13 protein-coding genes and 1 tRNA gene are annotated in these 15,953 nt (G+C 43.5%); 5 read left to right on the top strand and 9 right to left on the bottom strand.

Annotation, left to right across the window (positions count from 1 at the left end; all coding sequences use genetic code 11):
* Positions 1-144: 144 nt before the first annotated feature.
* The gene (locus tag I2F76_RS03830) at positions 145-666 is read right to left on the bottom strand and encodes a Dps family protein (protein ID WP_003001978.1); all 522 of its coding nucleotides are present in this window, start codon (positions 664-666) and stop codon (positions 145-147) included.
* A gap of 169 nt (positions 667-835) precedes the next feature.
* Here I2F76_RS03830 and I2F76_RS03825 point away from each other — a divergent pair, with 169 nt between their 5' ends.
* Positions 836-1,306 (top strand): COG2426 family protein, encoded by a 471-nt coding sequence (locus tag I2F76_RS03825; RefSeq protein WP_195487264.1) that lies wholly within the window; start codon positions 836-838, stop codon positions 1,304-1,306.
* Between the two features lie 344 nt (positions 1,307-1,650).
* Here the strand turns inward: I2F76_RS03825 and tsf are convergent, their stop codons facing one another.
* Both tsf and rpsB read right to left on the bottom strand, forming a co-directional pair.
* Positions 1,651-2,691: a translation elongation factor Ts gene (gene tsf / locus I2F76_RS03820; protein WP_195487263.1), complete on the bottom strand. Its 1,041-nt coding sequence runs from the start codon at positions 2,689-2,691 to the stop codon at positions 1,651-1,653.
* An 82-nt stretch (positions 2,692-2,773) separates the two neighbouring features.
* Positions 2,774-3,556, bottom strand: a complete 783-nt coding sequence (rpsB, locus tag I2F76_RS03815; protein ID WP_003016971.1) for a 30S ribosomal protein S2 — start codon at positions 3,554-3,556, stop codon at positions 2,774-2,776.
* A 253-nt stretch (positions 3,557-3,809) separates the two neighbouring features.
* Between rpsB and I2F76_RS03810 the strand changes: the two genes are divergently transcribed.
* Together I2F76_RS03810 and I2F76_RS03805 are read left to right on the top strand one after the other, a co-directional pair.
* Positions 3,810-3,880, top strand: a tRNA-Cys gene (locus tag I2F76_RS03810).
* Positions 3,881-4,023: 143 nt separating this feature from the next.
* Positions 4,024-4,779, top strand: coding sequence for a hypothetical protein (locus I2F76_RS03805; RefSeq protein ID WP_195487262.1), 756 nt, complete (start codon positions 4,024-4,026; stop codon positions 4,777-4,779).
* A 251-nt stretch (positions 4,780-5,030) separates the two neighbouring features.
* Here I2F76_RS03805 and nusG read toward each other — a convergent pair whose 3' ends face one another.
* The 3 genes from nusG to rpmG all read right to left on the bottom strand — a co-directional run bounded on the left by nusG (position 5,031) and on the right by rpmG (position 6,093).
* Positions 5,031-5,567, bottom strand: coding sequence for a transcription termination/antitermination protein NusG (gene nusG, locus I2F76_RS03800; protein ID WP_003002077.1), 537 nt, complete (start codon positions 5,565-5,567; stop codon positions 5,031-5,033).
* 187 nt (positions 5,568-5,754) lie between these two features.
* On the bottom strand, positions 5,755-5,931 hold the full coding sequence (gene secE, locus I2F76_RS03795) for a preprotein translocase subunit SecE (protein ID WP_061591186.1): 177 nt from the start codon (positions 5,929-5,931) through the stop codon (positions 5,755-5,757).
* A gap of 9 nt (positions 5,932-5,940) precedes the next feature.
* Entirely contained in the window at positions 5,941-6,093 is a 153-nt protein-coding gene (gene rpmG, locus I2F76_RS03790) for a 50S ribosomal protein L33 (protein WP_003009043.1), read from the bottom strand.
* A 144-nt stretch (positions 6,094-6,237) separates the two neighbouring features.
* On the opposite strand from rpmG, the gene I2F76_RS03785 reads away from it, so the two are divergent.
* On the top strand, positions 6,238-7,146 hold the full coding sequence (locus tag I2F76_RS03785) for a neutral zinc metallopeptidase (RefSeq protein WP_061591185.1): 909 nt from the start codon (positions 6,238-6,240) through the stop codon (positions 7,144-7,146).
* 495 nt (positions 7,147-7,641) lie between these two features.
* Here I2F76_RS03785 and pbp2a read toward each other — a convergent pair whose 3' ends face one another.
* The gene (gene pbp2a, locus I2F76_RS03780) at positions 7,642-9,876 is read right to left on the bottom strand and encodes a penicillin-binding protein PBP2A (protein WP_023919836.1); all 2,235 of its coding nucleotides are present in this window, start codon (positions 9,874-9,876) and stop codon (positions 7,642-7,644) included.
* A 103-nt stretch (positions 9,877-9,979) separates the two neighbouring features.
* Between pbp2a and I2F76_RS03775 the strand changes: the two genes are divergently transcribed.
* Positions 9,980-10,843 (top strand): RluA family pseudouridine synthase, encoded by an 864-nt coding sequence (locus tag I2F76_RS03775; protein WP_195487261.1) that lies wholly within the window; start codon positions 9,980-9,982, stop codon positions 10,841-10,843.
* A 446-nt stretch (positions 10,844-11,289) separates the two neighbouring features.
* Here I2F76_RS03775 and I2F76_RS03770 read toward each other — a convergent pair whose 3' ends face one another.
* Together I2F76_RS03770 and I2F76_RS03765 are read right to left on the bottom strand one after the other, a co-directional pair.
* On the bottom strand, positions 11,290-14,061 hold the full coding sequence (locus tag I2F76_RS03770; protein ID WP_195487260.1) for a GBS Bsp-like repeat-containing protein: 2,772 nt from the start codon (positions 14,059-14,061) through the stop codon (positions 11,290-11,292).
* 141 nt (positions 14,062-14,202) lie between these two features.
* On the bottom strand, positions 14,203-15,953 hold a 1,751-nt coding region (locus I2F76_RS03765; protein ID WP_195487344.1), incomplete at its 5' end, for a GBS Bsp-like repeat-containing protein.

The following is a 15,953-nucleotide window of genomic DNA, read 5'->3' as shown; positions in this document are numbered from 1 at the left end:
TCACATATTAACTATACCAAAAAAGGAGGAGTGATAGGCCTCGATTTCGCTCCAACTATAGTTAGATTAAGAATTCCTTTAATTAGTGGAAATCTCCTACAAACCAAAAAAATAGAAGCCCACGGCTTCTATTTTTTTATGATCTTATAATCCTGGTTCTTGACCAAGTTCAGCAGCCACCATCCAAATGTTCTTTTCAAGTTCTGCTTTAGCCCCAACAAAGATATCGTTGGTTACATCGTCGCCTTCAGCATCGGTAACATCCAAAGCTTTTTGGTAAAGGCCATCAAGGTAATGGAAGATTTCAAGAACACGTGTCAAGCTTTCTTCTACATTTTTTGTAAATGTTCCACGGCGTTCTTCAATATTGCTGTGTTCCAAAAATTCAGTCATGCTAGAATATGGCGCACCACCAAGAGTGATCAAGCGTTCGCTCACTTCATCTAAGGTTGCATCCAAGCTGTCCATGTATTCGTCCATTTTTGGATGCCAAACCATAAAGCCACGTCCACGCATATACCAGTGTACTTGGTGAAGGGCAATGTGAGCCACGTAGAGATCTGCTACGACTTGGTTCAAGAGAGCTTTTGTTTCTGGAAGAGTTTCTTTATTTGAAGGTGCAAAAGTTGCTACATCAGTAGCTGCTTCATGTTTCATAGTTGTCATGTCATTTCTCCTTTTTTATAATGATTCTAATTAACTATGTCTTTATTATATGCTTCCTCCACCAGAAAGTCAAGATAAAAGATTTAAAAAGTTCATCCCAAAGCTGGAATAGTTGTCAATTGAAGGAAGATACGATAGAATGAGGAAGACTAATCGAAAGGCTTGACCAATGAAATATATCTTTATCTTCCTGATCTCCATGGTTCCCCTCGTTGAATTGCGCGGGGCCATCCCTTTTGCCATTGCAAATGGTATTCCCTTATGGACAGCGCTCCTGATCGGAGTGATTGGAAATCTTCTCCCCGTCCCTCTGATCTTCTTCTTCGCCCGCCATATCCTCACTTGGGGCGCAAAAAAACCGATCATCGGAGGCTTTTTTAGCTGGTGTCTCAATAAGGGCCATAGAGGCGGACAAAAATTAGAGAAAGCTGCAGGAGACAAAGGAATCTTCTGGGCTCTACTCCTATTCGTCGGCATTCCTTTACCAGGAACTGGTGCCTGGACCGGAGCTCTTGCAGCTTCTATCCTTGACTGGGACTTCAAACGCAGTAGCCTCGCAGTCATGCTCGGAGTGATCCTAGCCGGCCTCATCATGGGAACCCTGTCCCTGCTTCTAGGAATCGATACCTTCGCACATTAAGCAAAAGACTGAAGCAACGGCTTCAGTTTTTGCATGCAAAAAAGATGCTTCCGTTCCTCTAAGAGTATAGACAAACTATTTTTTTTAAAATCTAATAAATTCTATAAAACAAAAAAATTTATTTATTAGAATTACTCAGTCATCTACTAAAACTTTCCGCTGTGAGAAAAGTGCTAGAAACAATCATGTTTCTAGCACTCGGGAGTTTTGGAACCTTAGGTCCAAAACTAAGTCATGGAACTTCTTTGAAGTTCGCTGACGTCCGTACTCACCTAAGGAAAGTTATTTAGATGAATTTATCTTACAAAAAAGAGGTTTCCTTCGAAACCTCTTTTTGTTTATTCTTAGTTGTTAAGAGCTGCTGCCATTGTAGCTGCAACTTCTGCTTCAAAGTCATTTGAAGCTTTTTCAATACCTTCACCAACTTCAAAACGAACGAATTCGATAACTGAAGCATTTACTGATTCAAGGTAAGCTTCAACTGTCTTGCTGTCATCCATGATGTAGACTTGTGCAAGAAGAGTGTAGGCTTGGTCAACTTTTGTGTTGTCCAAGAAGAAGCGATCCATTTTACCTGGGATGATTTTATCCCAGATTTTTTCTGGTTTACCTTCAGCTGCCAATTCAGCTTTGATATCTTCTTCAGCTTGAGCAACCACTTCGTCAGTCAATTGTGCTTTTGAACCGAATTTCAAGTGTGGAAGAGCTGGTTTACCAACCATTGCACGGCTTTCGTTATCTTGGTCGATGACGTGGTTCAATTGTGCCAATTCATCTTTCACAAATTGCTCATCCAATTCTTTGTATGAAAGAACAGTTGGTTTCATTGCAGCGATGTGCATTGAGATTTGTTTAGCAAGTGCTTCGTCTCCACCTTCGATCACAGAGATAACACCGATACGTCCACCGTTGTGTTGGTAAGCACCGAAGTGTTGTGCATCTGTTTTTTCAAGCAAAGCAAAACGACGGAATGAAATCTTTTCACCGATTGTAGCTGTTGCAGATACGTATGCAGCTTCAAGAGTTTCACCTGAAGGCATTGTCAAAGCAAGAGCTTCTTCGTTGTTAGCTGGTTTACCTTCAGCGATCACTTTCGCTGTTGCGTTTACCAATTCAACGAATTGAACGTTTTTCGCAACGAAGTCAGTTTCAGCGTTTACTTCAACTACTGCTGCAACGTTACCATTGACATAAACACCAGTCAAACCTTCAGCGGCAACACGGTCAGCTTTCTTAGCTGCTTTAGCCATACCTTTTTCGCGAAGCAATTCGATCGCTTTTTCGATATCACCTTCAACTTCAACCAATGCCTTTTTAGCGTCCATGACACCGGCACCAGATTTTTCACGCAATTCTTTTACAAGCTTAGCTGTAATTTCTGCCATTTTTGTTCTCCTATATTTTTTAATAAAATAAGAGGGTCGGGCTGAGCCCTGCCCTCTTAGGTTCGTTACTTATTGAATGAAATTAAGCGTTGTCGCCTTCTACAACTTCAACGATTTCTTCGATTGAATCAGCTTGACCTTCAGTAGCTGCCAATTCAGCTTCTACTGTAGCAACACTGTCTTCACCTTGACGTCCTTCGATAACAGCGTCAGCCATTTTCGCAGTGATCAATTTAACAGCGCGGATAGCGTCATCGTTCGCTGGGATGATAACATCGATATCATCTGGGTCAGTGTTTGTGTCGACCATCGCTACAACTGGGATACCCAATTTCTTAGCTTCTTTAACAGCGATTTGTTCTTTATGTGGATCCACAACGTACATTACGTCTGGGATACGAGGCATGTCTTCGATACCGCCCAAGAATTTTTCAAGACGAGCGCGTTGTTTGTTCAACAATGCAACTTCTTTCTTAGGAAGAACTTCAAAAGTTCCATCTTCTTCCATGCGTTTGATTTCTTTCAAACGAGCGATACGTTTTTGGATTGTTCCCCAGTTAGTAAGAGTTCCACCCAACCAACGGTGGTTGATGAAGTATTGACCTGAACGAACAGCTTCTTCAGCAACAGCATCAGCAGCTTGTTTCTTAGTACCTACGAACAAGATTACTGCATCGTTTGCAGCTGCATCACGCATGAAGTCGTATGCTTGGTCTGCATATTTTACAGTTTGTTGCAAGTCGATCACGTGGATTCCGTTACGTTCAGTGAAGATGTACTTAGCCATCTTAGGGTTCCAGCGACGAGTTTGGTGACCGAAGTGTACACCAGCCTCAAGAAGTTGTTTCATTGAAATTACTGCCATGAGTAGTTTCTCCTTTTTTGTTTTTTTCTCCTCTCTCAGACGTCAACTTGCAGCACGACCACAAGGGCAACGGTGACACAATGGATCCGAGATGAGTATTTGCTGTCTTAGACAACTCTATAAGTATAGCAGAAATCCCTAGAATTCGCAAGCTATTTGAGAGATTTTTTCAGCATTCTTCATCTGTAATGATTTGAAGGAAAAAGTTTTTCTTGACCTATCTTGTTTTTTAGGTTACAATATTATATGTTACGGCGGTATAGCCAAGTGGTAAGGCACGGCTCTGCAAAAGCTTGATCGTCGGTTCAAATCCGTCTACCGCCTTGATAATAAAATTTTTTATCATCTTTTATCTTTTAAAAATTCCCCTAGCAATAGGGGATTTTTTGTTTCCATTTGCTCCATTCCTTGATTATTGATATAATAAAATCTCGCCTGATCGGCGAAGCACATTAGAAAGGGTCATTATGAAAAACATTCGTTTCTTTACGATCGGCCTTCTTTCACTAGTAACACTAGCAGCTTGCTCACCTGCCAATTCTGCGCAACAAGCAAAAACAGCTTCTAGTTCTAGAAAACCGATCAAACAATCTTCAACCAAAAAATCATCTAGTAAACCATCGAGCACTTCTTCAGACAGCACTAGCTCAAATGATTTTTCAGATCGCTACAGCATGGATCCAGATGATGGTTCTTCTCTCCAATATGTGCCGGGAGCTGCATCCATTCCTGAGATCGAAAAACTCAAGAATCTCCATCTGAGCACTGGAATTATAATGAAAGTGAATGGGCAAGAAGTCGGTGGAGACAAACCAACATCTAGTTACGATGATATGGTGGCAGCCTTTGGTCAGCCAGTAAGTAGCACAGATAGTGCGAATCCTGGAGATGGGGTTAATGTTTGGGTAACAGATAATGGCGATATCATGGCTTTTTCCCACAATAATGTCCTAACAGATATCACCTTCCGACTAAGAGGGGGCGATGCCAACCACCAGTCTACTGGCGCCATTTCCAAATCAGATACACCAAAAACAGCTCTCGAGCGTCTCGGAAAACCCTATGCCATTATGCGTTCTGAACGTTGGACCAGCTATGTCTATAAAGATAGTAACGGGGACGAATCTAACTTCTCTACACAAGGAGACCAGATCGTTAATGTTATGTCTGCTGCAGAAACCAAGCGCTTAAAAGGCATCACAGGTCTGGATAAAAATCAATAACGATCCATACAAAGAGGCTAGGACAAAAGTCCTAGCCTCTCAATTGTCTTTGGATTGTCGAGCAAGACGCAGTGGTTGAGTGCTCAAAGCACTGCTTCGAGGTGGCGGATAGAACTTGCGAAGCAAGTATCCTAAGTCTTTGTTCGCTTTTTAAGCTTCAAAGATGCCCTATGTTGACGGAAACTATGTTTCCTTTATCTGCAACCTTCAACATTCTCCCAGACTGTTGAAGCTGTCCCACTCTCTCTTTCTTACAATTCAGCAATTTGGTTCAAATTCACTTCTGCAACCGTATCGTTACCGAACATAGAAATGACCATTTTGACCTTGTTGTTATCAATTTCAGTGATCTTACCAGTATAGTCTGTGAAGGCACCGTCGATGATACGAACTGTATCGCCTACCTTGACATCCAAATCAAACTCTTGAACAGTTTGACCCATAGAGAGCAAGATACTGCGGATTTCTTCTTCCAACAATGGAGTTGGTTTTGAACGGTTCCCGTGTGATCCAACGAAACCAGTAACGTTCGGTGTATTCCGAACAACAAACCAAGCTTCATCTGTCATGACCATTTCTACCAAGACATAACCTGGGAAGCGGTTTTCTTCGATTTCTTTTGTTTTACCGTTTTTCTCAACTTGTACGGTTTGAGTTGGAATCTCTACGCGCAAGATGTTTTCTAACATATTATAAGTTTGCGCACGTTGCAAAAGATTCTCTTTTACCTTGTTTTCATATCCTGAGTAGGTTTGTAGTACAAACCAGCCTTTATCAAAACTGTCCATTTGGGCATCCTTTCTTTCTGTTTAGCCTGCTCGAGCTTTTGTGAACATACTAAAAAAAGCCTCTTGGCTTTCCTTTTCCTAGCTTCATTATACCACATTTTGCCGGAATGCAAAGAGGTTTGCTGATTTATTTTTAAGAAAAGACCATAAAAAGCAGGACCCTTGGGATCCCGCCTGGCTTCTTTTCTTAAAAGAAATTGATCATGTGCAATAGGCCACGTGCAATGACTCTGTCAAACAAATAAATCAATGCAACAAAGAAAGCGGTGTACTCAATCACTGAGATAAAGTTTTTCCATCTTTCCTTGCGATTTGGCCAAGTTGTATCTTTTAGTAAGACGAAAATATCTTTAATGAATTTCACAACTCTCTCCTATCGTGTTTCTTTATGGATGGTATACTTGCTGCAATGTTTGCAGAATTTATTGACTTCTAGACGTGTTGGTTTTGGCGTCCCACTCAACTTAATGGAGTAATTGCGTGACCCACAAACCGTACACGCTAGACTTGCTTTTTTTAATGCCATAACGCCTCCGTTCACCCCATTATAGCAAGTTTTCCACGTTTTGACAAGGACAGAAAATCTACTGTTAATAAAAAAGCAAATCTAAAGCGTTATCACTCTGGTTTTTTCCTCATTTTTGGTAAAATAAAACAAAAGGAGACGAATATGAAAAGTGATAACTTAAAAGAAAGTAGAAATATCGAAGACCGTCGAGGGCAAAGTTACTCCCAGTCTTCAGGCAACAGTAACCTTGGCGGGGGCATTTTACAAATTTTGCTATCGCCTGGTAGCTTCAAGAGTAAGATCATCATCATCCTTGTCATGGTCCTTCTAGGAGGGGGAGCTAGCCTTGGGGGCCTCTTTGGAAATGGGACTTCACAACCTTACCAGTCCACCCAAGTCACGCGCACCAATAAGACCCATGTCGACGATGCAGACGCCCAGTTCGTCAGCAAAGTCCTTGGGACAACAGAAGATCATTGGCACAAGGTCTTTCAAGCAGAAGGACGGACCTACCAGGAGCCCAAACTAGTCTTCTATACCGGACGGACAAAGACAGGCTGTGGGGTTGGGCAAGCATCAGCTGGTCCCTTCTACTGTCCAACCGATAAGAAAATTTATTTGGATATGAGTTTCTACAAGGAATTGACCACCAAATACAAGGCTAGTGGCGACTTTGCCATGGCCTACGTCATCGCCCATGAAGTCGGCCACCACGTACAAAATGAGCTGGGAATCCTTGGCAAATACCACCGTATGCAGCAAGGACTTTCTGAAAAGGAACGGAATGCCATCAGCGTCCGCATCGAGCTACAAGCAGATTACCTAGCAGGTGTCTGGGCCCGCTCCATTCAAGACCGAAACCTTTTGGATATCGGTGATATCGAAGAAGCCATGAATGCGGCCCATGCAGTCGGTGACGATACTCTCCAAGAGCAAGCTTACGGCTACTCGGTGCCAGATAGCTTTACCCACGGGACTTCGGAACAACGCATGCGCTGGTTCAAACGGGGCTACCAGTACGGGGATCTCCAACACGGCGATACCTTTAGCTTGTCAGATAGTGAACTTTAAACAAAGATCTATTCAGAAATGCTTCTGAATAGATCTTTTAGAATATAGACAAATTGCATTTTACATAAAACAACCTAAGTGACGTTGAAAAATTAAAATAATTAATACTATTAGGATCATTTCAATAGAAACTTTCCGCCGTGAGAAAAGTGCTAGAAACACTGGTGTTTCTAGCACACGGGAGTTTTGGAAGTAAAACAGTTCGGGGAACTGTTTTAGCATGAGCCTAAAATTTGAAAAGCGAATGGGTTTAAAACGAATTGAACACGGGCTGCGGATCGTGTCAAAAAGATAAGTCTTCCTAGAATCTAAAGATTCTGCGTCAAACTTCCTATTTTGACTTTATCCGCCGCGCCCTTTGTATCTTAATTTAGTCATGGAACTTCTTCGAAGTTCGCTGACGTCCGTACTCACCTAAGGAATGTTGCTAAGATGACTTTATCTTCAATCTGCAAAAATCGATTCAGAAGAATTTCTGAATCGATTTTTTTAATTTTAGAAACCAAGCCAGCCTTTGAAGGTATCCCAAGCGTTTTTCGCTTTTCCTGGGATATCGGCCTCGTCGATTGCTTTTTTCGCATCATCGACCATATTCGACGCCTTTTCTTTGACATCCTCAAAGAAACCTTTGTCTTCTTTGCTATCTGTTTCTGTCGTTTCTTCTCCGACTGGTGCAATACCGTTTTCAGCATAAGAGTTCTTCACCGAGTCAAACTGGGTACCGTCTGTATAAGGCAGAACACTGTTGGCAACATTGCGGAAGATCTCTGACGCCGTTCCAGCACTACTGTCCGTCAGGTAGTGATTTTCATCGGTCGTTGGGAAACCAAGCCACTGACTGATGACCACATCTGGCGTGTAGCCGATCACCCATTGGTCTCCAGAGAGGTCCTTGTTAAAGCTGGTCTCTGTCGTACCGGTTTTCCCTGCCATGGTATAGCCATAAGGCGCAGCGTTAACCCCTGTACCATTACTGAAGGTACCAAGCATCATATTGGTCATCTTATCTGTCGTTGAACCACTAAGCACTCGGGTTGATTTCTGGCTGTGGCTCTTGACCACTTGGCCACTTGCATTTTCGATCTTGGTAATGAGGTGAGCATCATTCATGACCCCGCCGTTAGCAAAGGTTCCATAGGCCTGAGCCATCTGCATCGGATTAGTTGTCACACCAGCTCCCAAGGCAACGGCAAGCGACTTGTCCACCTTGTCCATGTTGAGTCCGAATTTTTTCCCGTATTCAAAGACCGTATCGAGACCCAAATCATTAGCGGTCGCTACGGCTGGAAGGTTAAGGGACTCTGCCAAGGCCTGGTACATCGGTACCGTTGGGCTAGACTGGATTCCCGCATAGTTATTGACCTCATAGCTTCCATATTGGGTGGTACTATTGTCCAACTCCTTATTGGTCGACCAACCTTCAGCAACAGCTGGGCTATAGACGACTAAAGGTTTGATGGTTGATCCTGGACTACGAGCAGCCTGGGTAGCGTAGTTGTAAGTACGGAAACCTGGATTTTGATCGCTGCCGACACGCCCTACGAGAGCCCGAACCCCTCCGGTCTTAGGATCAAGCGCCACACTACCAGATTCCGCGCGCGTGCCGTCTTCTGCTACTGGGAAGAGGGCCGTATTGTCATAGATCACCTGCATGCTTGCTTGGTAATTTTGATCCAGCTCGGTGTAGATCCGGTAGCCATTTTTGACAATGTCTTCTTCGGTCAGGCCGTATTCATTGACCGCTTCATTGATGACCGCATCAAAATAGGATGGGTAGCGGTAATCCTCCGACTTGCCTTCATAGGCATCGACCAGCTGGCCATGGATATCGACAGCAGCCGACTGATCAGCCGTTTTCTGGTCAATATAGCCAGCCGCCACCATATTTTGGAGGACCGTATTGCGGCGATTGGTCGCATTCTCTACTGAATAGAGCGGGTTATAGATCTCAGGTCCCTTGAGCATACCGGCGAGTACCGCAGACTGATCCAGGCTTAATTGACTGGCTGAAACCCCAAAATACTTCTTGGAAGCATCCTCAATTCCCCAAACCCCATTTCCAAAATAGGCATTGTTGAGGTACATGGTGAGGATTTCTTTTTTGCTGTATTTCTTATTGATTTCAAGCGCCAGGAAGAATTCCTTGGCCTTACGCTCCACCGTCTGGTCCTGAGACAGGTAAGCATTCTTGGCTAGCTGCTGGGTGATGGTCGACCCACCACCTGAGCGACCCAGGGTCAAAATCGCTAAGAAGAAGCGACCATAGTTGATCCCGCTATTCTTGTAAAAGCTCCGGTCCTCTGTTGCGACCACGGCATTTTGCAGATTCTCACTAATGGCATCGAGTTCGACATAGGTTCCTTTTTGCCCGGTCAAACTTCCCGCCTGGTCCCCATTCTTATCATAGATAATGGTGGTCGCCTTCAGTGCATTCTGCAAATCTTTGACGTTGGTCGTCTTTGCGAGGTAGAAGAGATAGCCCCCTGTCAAGAGGCTAAAGCCTAGCCCAATGATCAGGAGAATCTTGGTCAAATGGAAGCGGCGCCAAAAACGACGGAAAGGATGCTGAGAGAGAGGCTTGCTTCTGTGCTTGCCTGAGCGACTATAGGTCGGCTCTACTGTCTCTTCCGGTAGTTCCGTGTCTGGCACTTCTTCTGCCACCGCTTTGGGCGGATGATCCTTTCTAAAAAAAGTGATCAGGTTTTCAAATAATTCTTTTATTCTATTCATACCTGTTATTGTAACACCTTATCCTTGTCCTAGCAAGAAAAGATAGCTCATCCCCTTCTCTCATTTAGTTTTCTTTAAGCTTAGATTTTGCTACAATAGGGTCATGAATTATCAATTTACCATTCCACAATCCTTTCCCCAGATGACTGTGAAAGAGTTGCTTGAGGACTACTTCCTCATTCCCCGTAAGATCCGGCATTTTTTACGAACCAAGAAGCACGTCTTGGTCAATGGCGAGACCATCAACTGGCAGAGCCCCGTTCAAAAAGGAGACCAGATCCAGCTAATCTTTGATGCCGACGATTACCCTGAAAAGGAGCTCCCAGCCGGAGACCCGAGTCTGGTCGAAGAACTCTATCAGGATGAGCATGTCATCATCGTCAATAAGCCTGAAGGTATGAAAACCCATGCCAATGAGCCGACAGAAATTGCTCTTCTCAACCATGTTTCCAGCTATGTTGGATCCACCTGCTACGTTGTGCACCGCTTAGATAAGGAAACCAGTGGGGCCATTTTATTTGCTAAAAATCCTTTTATCCTGCCCATTCTCAACCGCATTTTAGAAGATAAAAAGATCCAACGGGAGTACTGGGCCTTGATCCAAGGCAGCTTAGCACAAAAGACCATCGTCTACAAGGATAAAATCGGACGCGATCGCCACGATCGGCGCAAGCGCCTGGTCGATCCACGCAAAGGGCAGTATGCAGAAACTCAGGTGACGCAACTGAAAAAAATCGGGCGAAACAGCCTGGTCAAATGCCAGCTCAAGACGGGCCGTACCCATCAGATCCGGGTGCATCTCTCCCATCATGGGCACCCGATTGTCGGGGATCCTCTCTATAACCCTGCACGCGGAGAGCGACTCATGCTCCATGCTCACCGCTTGACCTTCACCAATCCATTAACCCTTGAAACCATCCAAGTCGAGGCCCCTTCTAAGAGTTTCGAAGAAGGGTTGAAAAAATAAGAAAAGAACCGAAATAGTATTCTTAGAGACTTTCCTTAAGTGAGTACGGACGTCAGCGAACTTCAAAGAAGTTCCATGACTTAGTTTTGAGCCCAAGGTCTCAAAACTCCCGAGTGCTTGAAATTCTAATATTTCAAGCACTTTTCTCACTGCGTAAAGTCTCCAGTCATTATCGAATAATTCAAAAGATAAAAATCATTTAAAACAATTGACAGAATCTCTCATTTTATTTTAAAAACTTATCTGCATTCAAAAAAGAAGCCACAAAAAGAGGCTGGACAAAAACTGTTCAGCCTTTTATATTTGATAGAAATAACTGTATGACGCAGTGGTTGATTGGCATCTTTGTTCTCTTTTTAAGCTCCAAAGATGACCTAATCAACTGTGCGGGGGTGGGAAGACGAACTCTTTTTTACTAGTCGGAGTTCTTTCCCACTCCCTTTTTATTATTGATAGCGAGGGGTTGCAAATCCACGGATATTGCCATGTCCGATTCGGTAGGTATTGCGACGGACTTGGTTGTTGGAGTTTCCTTCAATGGTATGAATGATTCCGTTTGAGACGCTTTCGACAATTCCGATGTGATCCGCAAAGCCATTGTTTTGTTGGCTATTTTGATCCCAGTTAAAGGTGATGATGTCCCCTGCTTTTGGTGTAGTGGTACCATCTTCATTCCAGATGCCCAAGCGTTTGAAGATCTGGATGTGACGTTCGACTCCACATTCACGACCAATCAAACCGCTCAAACCTTCCCGCTGGAAGACTGTTGTGACAAAGATATCACACCAGTCATCGGTCGTCTTCACTGCATAACCAACTGGAAGTGGTTTGACACTGTTGTAATCATTGACCAATTGATGGTGAGCTGCAGTGCCGCCACGAACGCCCACTAGACTAGCTGCTGCCCGTAAGACACGGTCCCGTTGTCCATTCGTTACACGAGGACTAAAAGCAGTTTGATCTACTGTCGCACGGGGATGAAGGGCTGTTTGACCAAGGTTAAAGCCTTCAACGCCACCATCGACATAATCCACATAGACGTGAGTGGTATAGTTACCTGATTGGTACTGGTGATTTGCTGCAGAGACCTGCACTTCTGTATGCATACCAGAAGGTGCTGTTGAATACCAGAAAAGATTTTCTTGGTGCGCTTGAGACCAGGCTGCGACACGGATGTTCTTAATCCGACGTCCCTGAGGCGCTTGATCCACTGTTACCGTATAGGTTCCAGCACCAGAATTGACATTCTTAATAGAAGCTTGCGTCTTAGTCATGGCATTTCGGAACTCCACTTCTGTAGTCGTGGTACCAACACCTACACGAGAACCATCATTTTGGATATAGTAGAGGTGGATATGGTACTTACCAGTAGAGTTCTTGTGATCGCTCGCTTTGACCGATACCTTGTAGTCTCCATTTGATTGGCGAGTCGCTTCATACCAGCGAATATCATCTTGGCCGTCCTTATCAGACCAAGTAGGGACTTGAACGGTCCGCACACCTTTAGGATTGTAGACATCCTTGATGATGACGTCAAAGGTACCCGCATCCTTGTTGTTGTTTTGGATTAGGATCGTGCCAGAGCGGCGGGCTTGACGCACTTCTGTCGTAGTTTCTGTAATATAGCTTCGTTGGTTATTTTGATCTACATAGTAGACATGGACATTGTACTTCCCATCCTCATTTTTATGATCGCTTGCCTTAATCGTTGCACGGTAGCTGCCGTCACTTTGACGGACTGCTTTGTGCCATACTAGATCATCTTGCCAGTTCTTGTCTGACCAGGTTGGAATCAAGACTTCCTTCAAGCCATTTGGTGCAACAACATTACGAATAACTGCATCAAATGTGCCTGTTTCAGAATTATTGTTCTCAATGGTGACAGTGCCACTTGGTTTAACGTGGTGTACTTCTGTAGTGGTTTCTGTGATGTAGTTTCGTTGATTATTTTGATCTACATAATAAACATGGACATTGTATTTACCATCTTCATTTTTATGGTCTGAGGCTTTGATAGTTGCACGGTAACTTCCATCACTTTGACGGACTGCTTTGTGCCATACTAGATCATCTTGCCAGTTCTTGTCTGACCATGTTGGGATCAAGACTTCTTTTAATCCGTTTGGAGCTACTACATTACGAATTACTGCATCAAAGGTACCCGTCTCAACATTATTATTTTCAATTGTTAAAGTACCACTTGGTTTAACGTGGTGTACTTCTGTAGTGGTTTCTGTGATGTAGTTTCGTTTGTCTGCTTGATCCACATAGTAGACGTGGACATGGTACTTACCATCTTCATTTTTATGATCGCCTGCTTTAATAGTTGCACGGTAGCTTCCATCACTTTGAAGGACTGCTTTGTGCCATACTAGATCATCTTGCCAGTTCTTGTCTGACCAGGTTGGGATCAAGACTTCTTTCAAGCCATTTGGAGCTACCACATTGCGAATAACTGCATCAAAGGTACCCGTCTCAACATTATTATTTTCAATCGTCAACGTGCCACTTGGTTTTACGTGGTGTACTTCTGTTGTAGTCTCTGTGATGTAATTTCGTTTGTCAGCTTGATCTACATAATAAACATGGACATTGTATTTACCATCTTCATTTTTATGATCTGAGGCTTTGATAGTTGCTCGGTAGCTGCCGTCACTTTGACGAACCGCTTTGTGCCATACTAGATCATCTTGCCAGTTCTTATCTGACCAGGTTGGGATCAAGACTTCCTTCAAGCCATTTGGAGCTACTACATTGCGAATAACTGCATCAAAGGTTCCTGTTTCAACATTATTATTTTCAATTGTTAGCGTGCCACTTGGTTTCTCTACTTTCTCAACCGGCAAACTATTATCTTCTGATTCTACCACTCGTGCGCGTGCGCCATATGGTGCGCGACTAACTACCACAGTTGGTGCTGGTTTCTCTGATGCAACCTTGTCGCTAGTGCCCTTGTCAGAAGACTGGTTATTGCTAAGAGTCGGTGTGGCAGGTGTTGCCTCTGTTGCAACGGTATTTTCTGTCTGAATACCTTTCTCAACTCCCACTCCTTCGCTTACAGTATTCTGCGCTTCTGATGAAGTTGTTGTTGCAACGACAGCTGATGTATTTTCTGGTGTTTGATCGGACGCATGTTGCTCATCGGCTTTGACTTGTTGTGTCGAAAAAGCTAACAAAACGGCTGTCCCAGCATAAAAAATAAGATCTTTCTTTTTCATGTATCTTCCCTTACAATTTTTTATACGGATTGTACCCACATAGTAGTATTATAGCACAAACCGCCAGATCAAGAAACAATATCATGAGAAGAATCCTATTTTTAAAGAAAAAAAGAAGGCCAGATTGGCCTTCTGATTAGCTTATGCAAAAATTGAGAAGAAAGGTGCTCCAAGCTTATTATCCATCGGATCTTTACTCTTAATGGAGTGAAGATAGTTAATGGAGTACCAGCCGTTGTTGCCACTATTATAAGGATCGCGAACATAGGTTCTTCCATTGTCATAACCATGCAAGACCAATTCATGAGTATAAGGATCGCTAGTGAATTGGCTATTGCCTACCGCAGCAAGTACATGCTTGCCAGCCATGAGAGCTTCTGCAATGCCTCCAGCTCCATTAATCAATTGGCTCTTCAAGCCCCAGTTACGAGTGGCAGCTACAATCCCATCAGAATCTGTTCCTGCTTCACCTTTGTTGAATGAATCAGTATTGTTGTAGAGATAATCAGCTACTGTTGTTGGCAAAATAGTTCTACCTAGGATATCTGTAAAAGTCATAGCAAGGGAGGTTGGCACACAACCTGACTGATCGACATTGCTCACACCGTAATATTTCCCAGCCCAACGAGGATCCCGTTGAGAATAATAGGTTGTTTGTGGATTCACCTTTTGATTTCGTGGAGACAAGGCTGTCTGACCGAGGTTAAAACCTTCAACTCCCCCATCTTTGTAGTCTACATAGACGTGAGTGGTGTAGTTGCCCGCTTCATTACCGTGGTTATTGGCAGAGACAGTGATCTCTGTATGCATACCTGTCGGTGTTGCGGAATACCAGTATAGATTTTCTTGGTGCGCTTTAGACCAAGCTGCGACACGAATATTCTTAATCTGACGTCCCTGAGGTGCCTGATCTACAGCTACTGTATAAGTCCCGTTCGTTGCATTGACATTCTTGATAGCAGCTTGCGTCTTGGTCTGGGCATTTCGGAATTCAACTTCTGTAGTCGTGGTACCAACACCTACACGAGAACCATCATTTTGAATGTAATAAAGGTGAATATGGTATTTACCAGTAGAGTTCTTGTGGTCACTTGCTTTTACAGATACCTTGTAGTCTCCGTTTGCTTGGCGAGTTGCTTCATACCAGCGGAGATCATCCTGTCCGTCCTTATCCGACCAAGTAGGGACTTGCACAGTTCGCACACCTTTAGGATTGTAGACATCCTTGATGATGATATCAAAGGTACCTGTATCCTTGTTATTGTTTTGGATTAGGATCGTACCAGAACGGCGGGCTTGACGCACTTCTGTCGTGGTTTCTGTAATATAGTTTCGTTGATTATTTTGATCTACATAATAAACATGGACATTGTATTTACCATCTTCATTTTTATGGTCTGAGGCTTTGATAGTTGCACGGTAACTTCCATCACTTTGACGGACTGCTTTGTGCCATACTAGATCATCTTGCCAGTTCTTGTCTGACCATGTTGGGATCAAGACTTCTTTTAATCCGTTTGGAGCTACTACATTACGAATTACTGCATCAAAGGTACCCGTCTCAACATTATTATTTTCAATTGTTAAAGTACCACTTGGTTTAACGTGGTGTACTTCTGTAGTGGTTTCTGTGATGTAGTTTCGTTTGTCTGCTTGATCCACATAGTAGACGTGGACATGGTACTTACCATCTTCATTTTTATGATCGCCTGCTTTAATAGTTGCACGGTAGCTTCCATCACTTTGAAGGACTGCTTTGTGCCATACTAGATCATCTTGCCAGTTCTTGTCTGACCAGGTTGGGATCAAGACTTCTTTCAAGCCATTTGGAGCTACCACATTGCGAATAACTGCATCAAAGGTACCCGTCTCAACATTATTATTTTCAATTG

This window comes from Streptococcus parasanguinis (assembly GCF_015557775.1).
Classification (GTDB): domain Bacteria; phylum Bacillota; class Bacilli; order Lactobacillales; family Streptococcaceae; genus Streptococcus; species Streptococcus parasanguinis_AA.
Note: the sequence above shows the minus strand (reverse complement) of the source record. Positions and strands in the feature narration are given on the sequence as shown.

Coding starts and splice junctions, on each gene's coding strand:
- I2F76_RS03830 (WP_003001978.1), bottom strand. CDS start 666: ATGACAACTATGAAACATGAAGCAGCTACTGATGTAGCAACTTTTGCA.
- I2F76_RS03825 (WP_195487264.1), top strand. CDS start 836: ATGAAATATATCTTTATCTTCCTGATCTCCATGGTTCCCCTCGTTGAA.
- tsf (WP_195487263.1), bottom strand. CDS start 2,691: ATGGCAGAAATTACAGCTAAGCTTGTAAAAGAATTGCGTGAAAAATCT.
- rpsB (WP_003016971.1), bottom strand. CDS start 3,556: ATGGCAGTAATTTCAATGAAACAACTTCTTGAGGCTGGTGTACACTTC.
- I2F76_RS03805 (WP_195487262.1), top strand. CDS start 4,024: ATGAAAAACATTCGTTTCTTTACGATCGGCCTTCTTTCACTAGTAACA.
- nusG (WP_003002077.1), bottom strand. CDS start 5,567: ATGGACAGTTTTGATAAAGGCTGGTTTGTACTACAAACCTACTCAGGA.
- rpmG (WP_003009043.1), bottom strand. CDS start 6,093: ATGGCATTAAAAAAAGCAAGTCTAGCGTGTACGGTTTGTGGGTCACGC.
- I2F76_RS03785 (WP_061591185.1), top strand. CDS start 6,238: ATGAAAAGTGATAACTTAAAAGAAAGTAGAAATATCGAAGACCGTCGA.
- pbp2a (WP_023919836.1), bottom strand. CDS start 9,876: ATGAATAGAATAAAAGAATTATTTGAAAACCTGATCACTTTTTTTAGA.
- I2F76_RS03775 (WP_195487261.1), top strand. CDS start 9,980: ATGAATTATCAATTTACCATTCCACAATCCTTTCCCCAGATGACTGTG.
- I2F76_RS03770 (WP_195487260.1), bottom strand. CDS start 14,061: ATGAAAAAGAAAGATCTTATTTTTTATGCTGGGACAGCCGTTTTGTTA.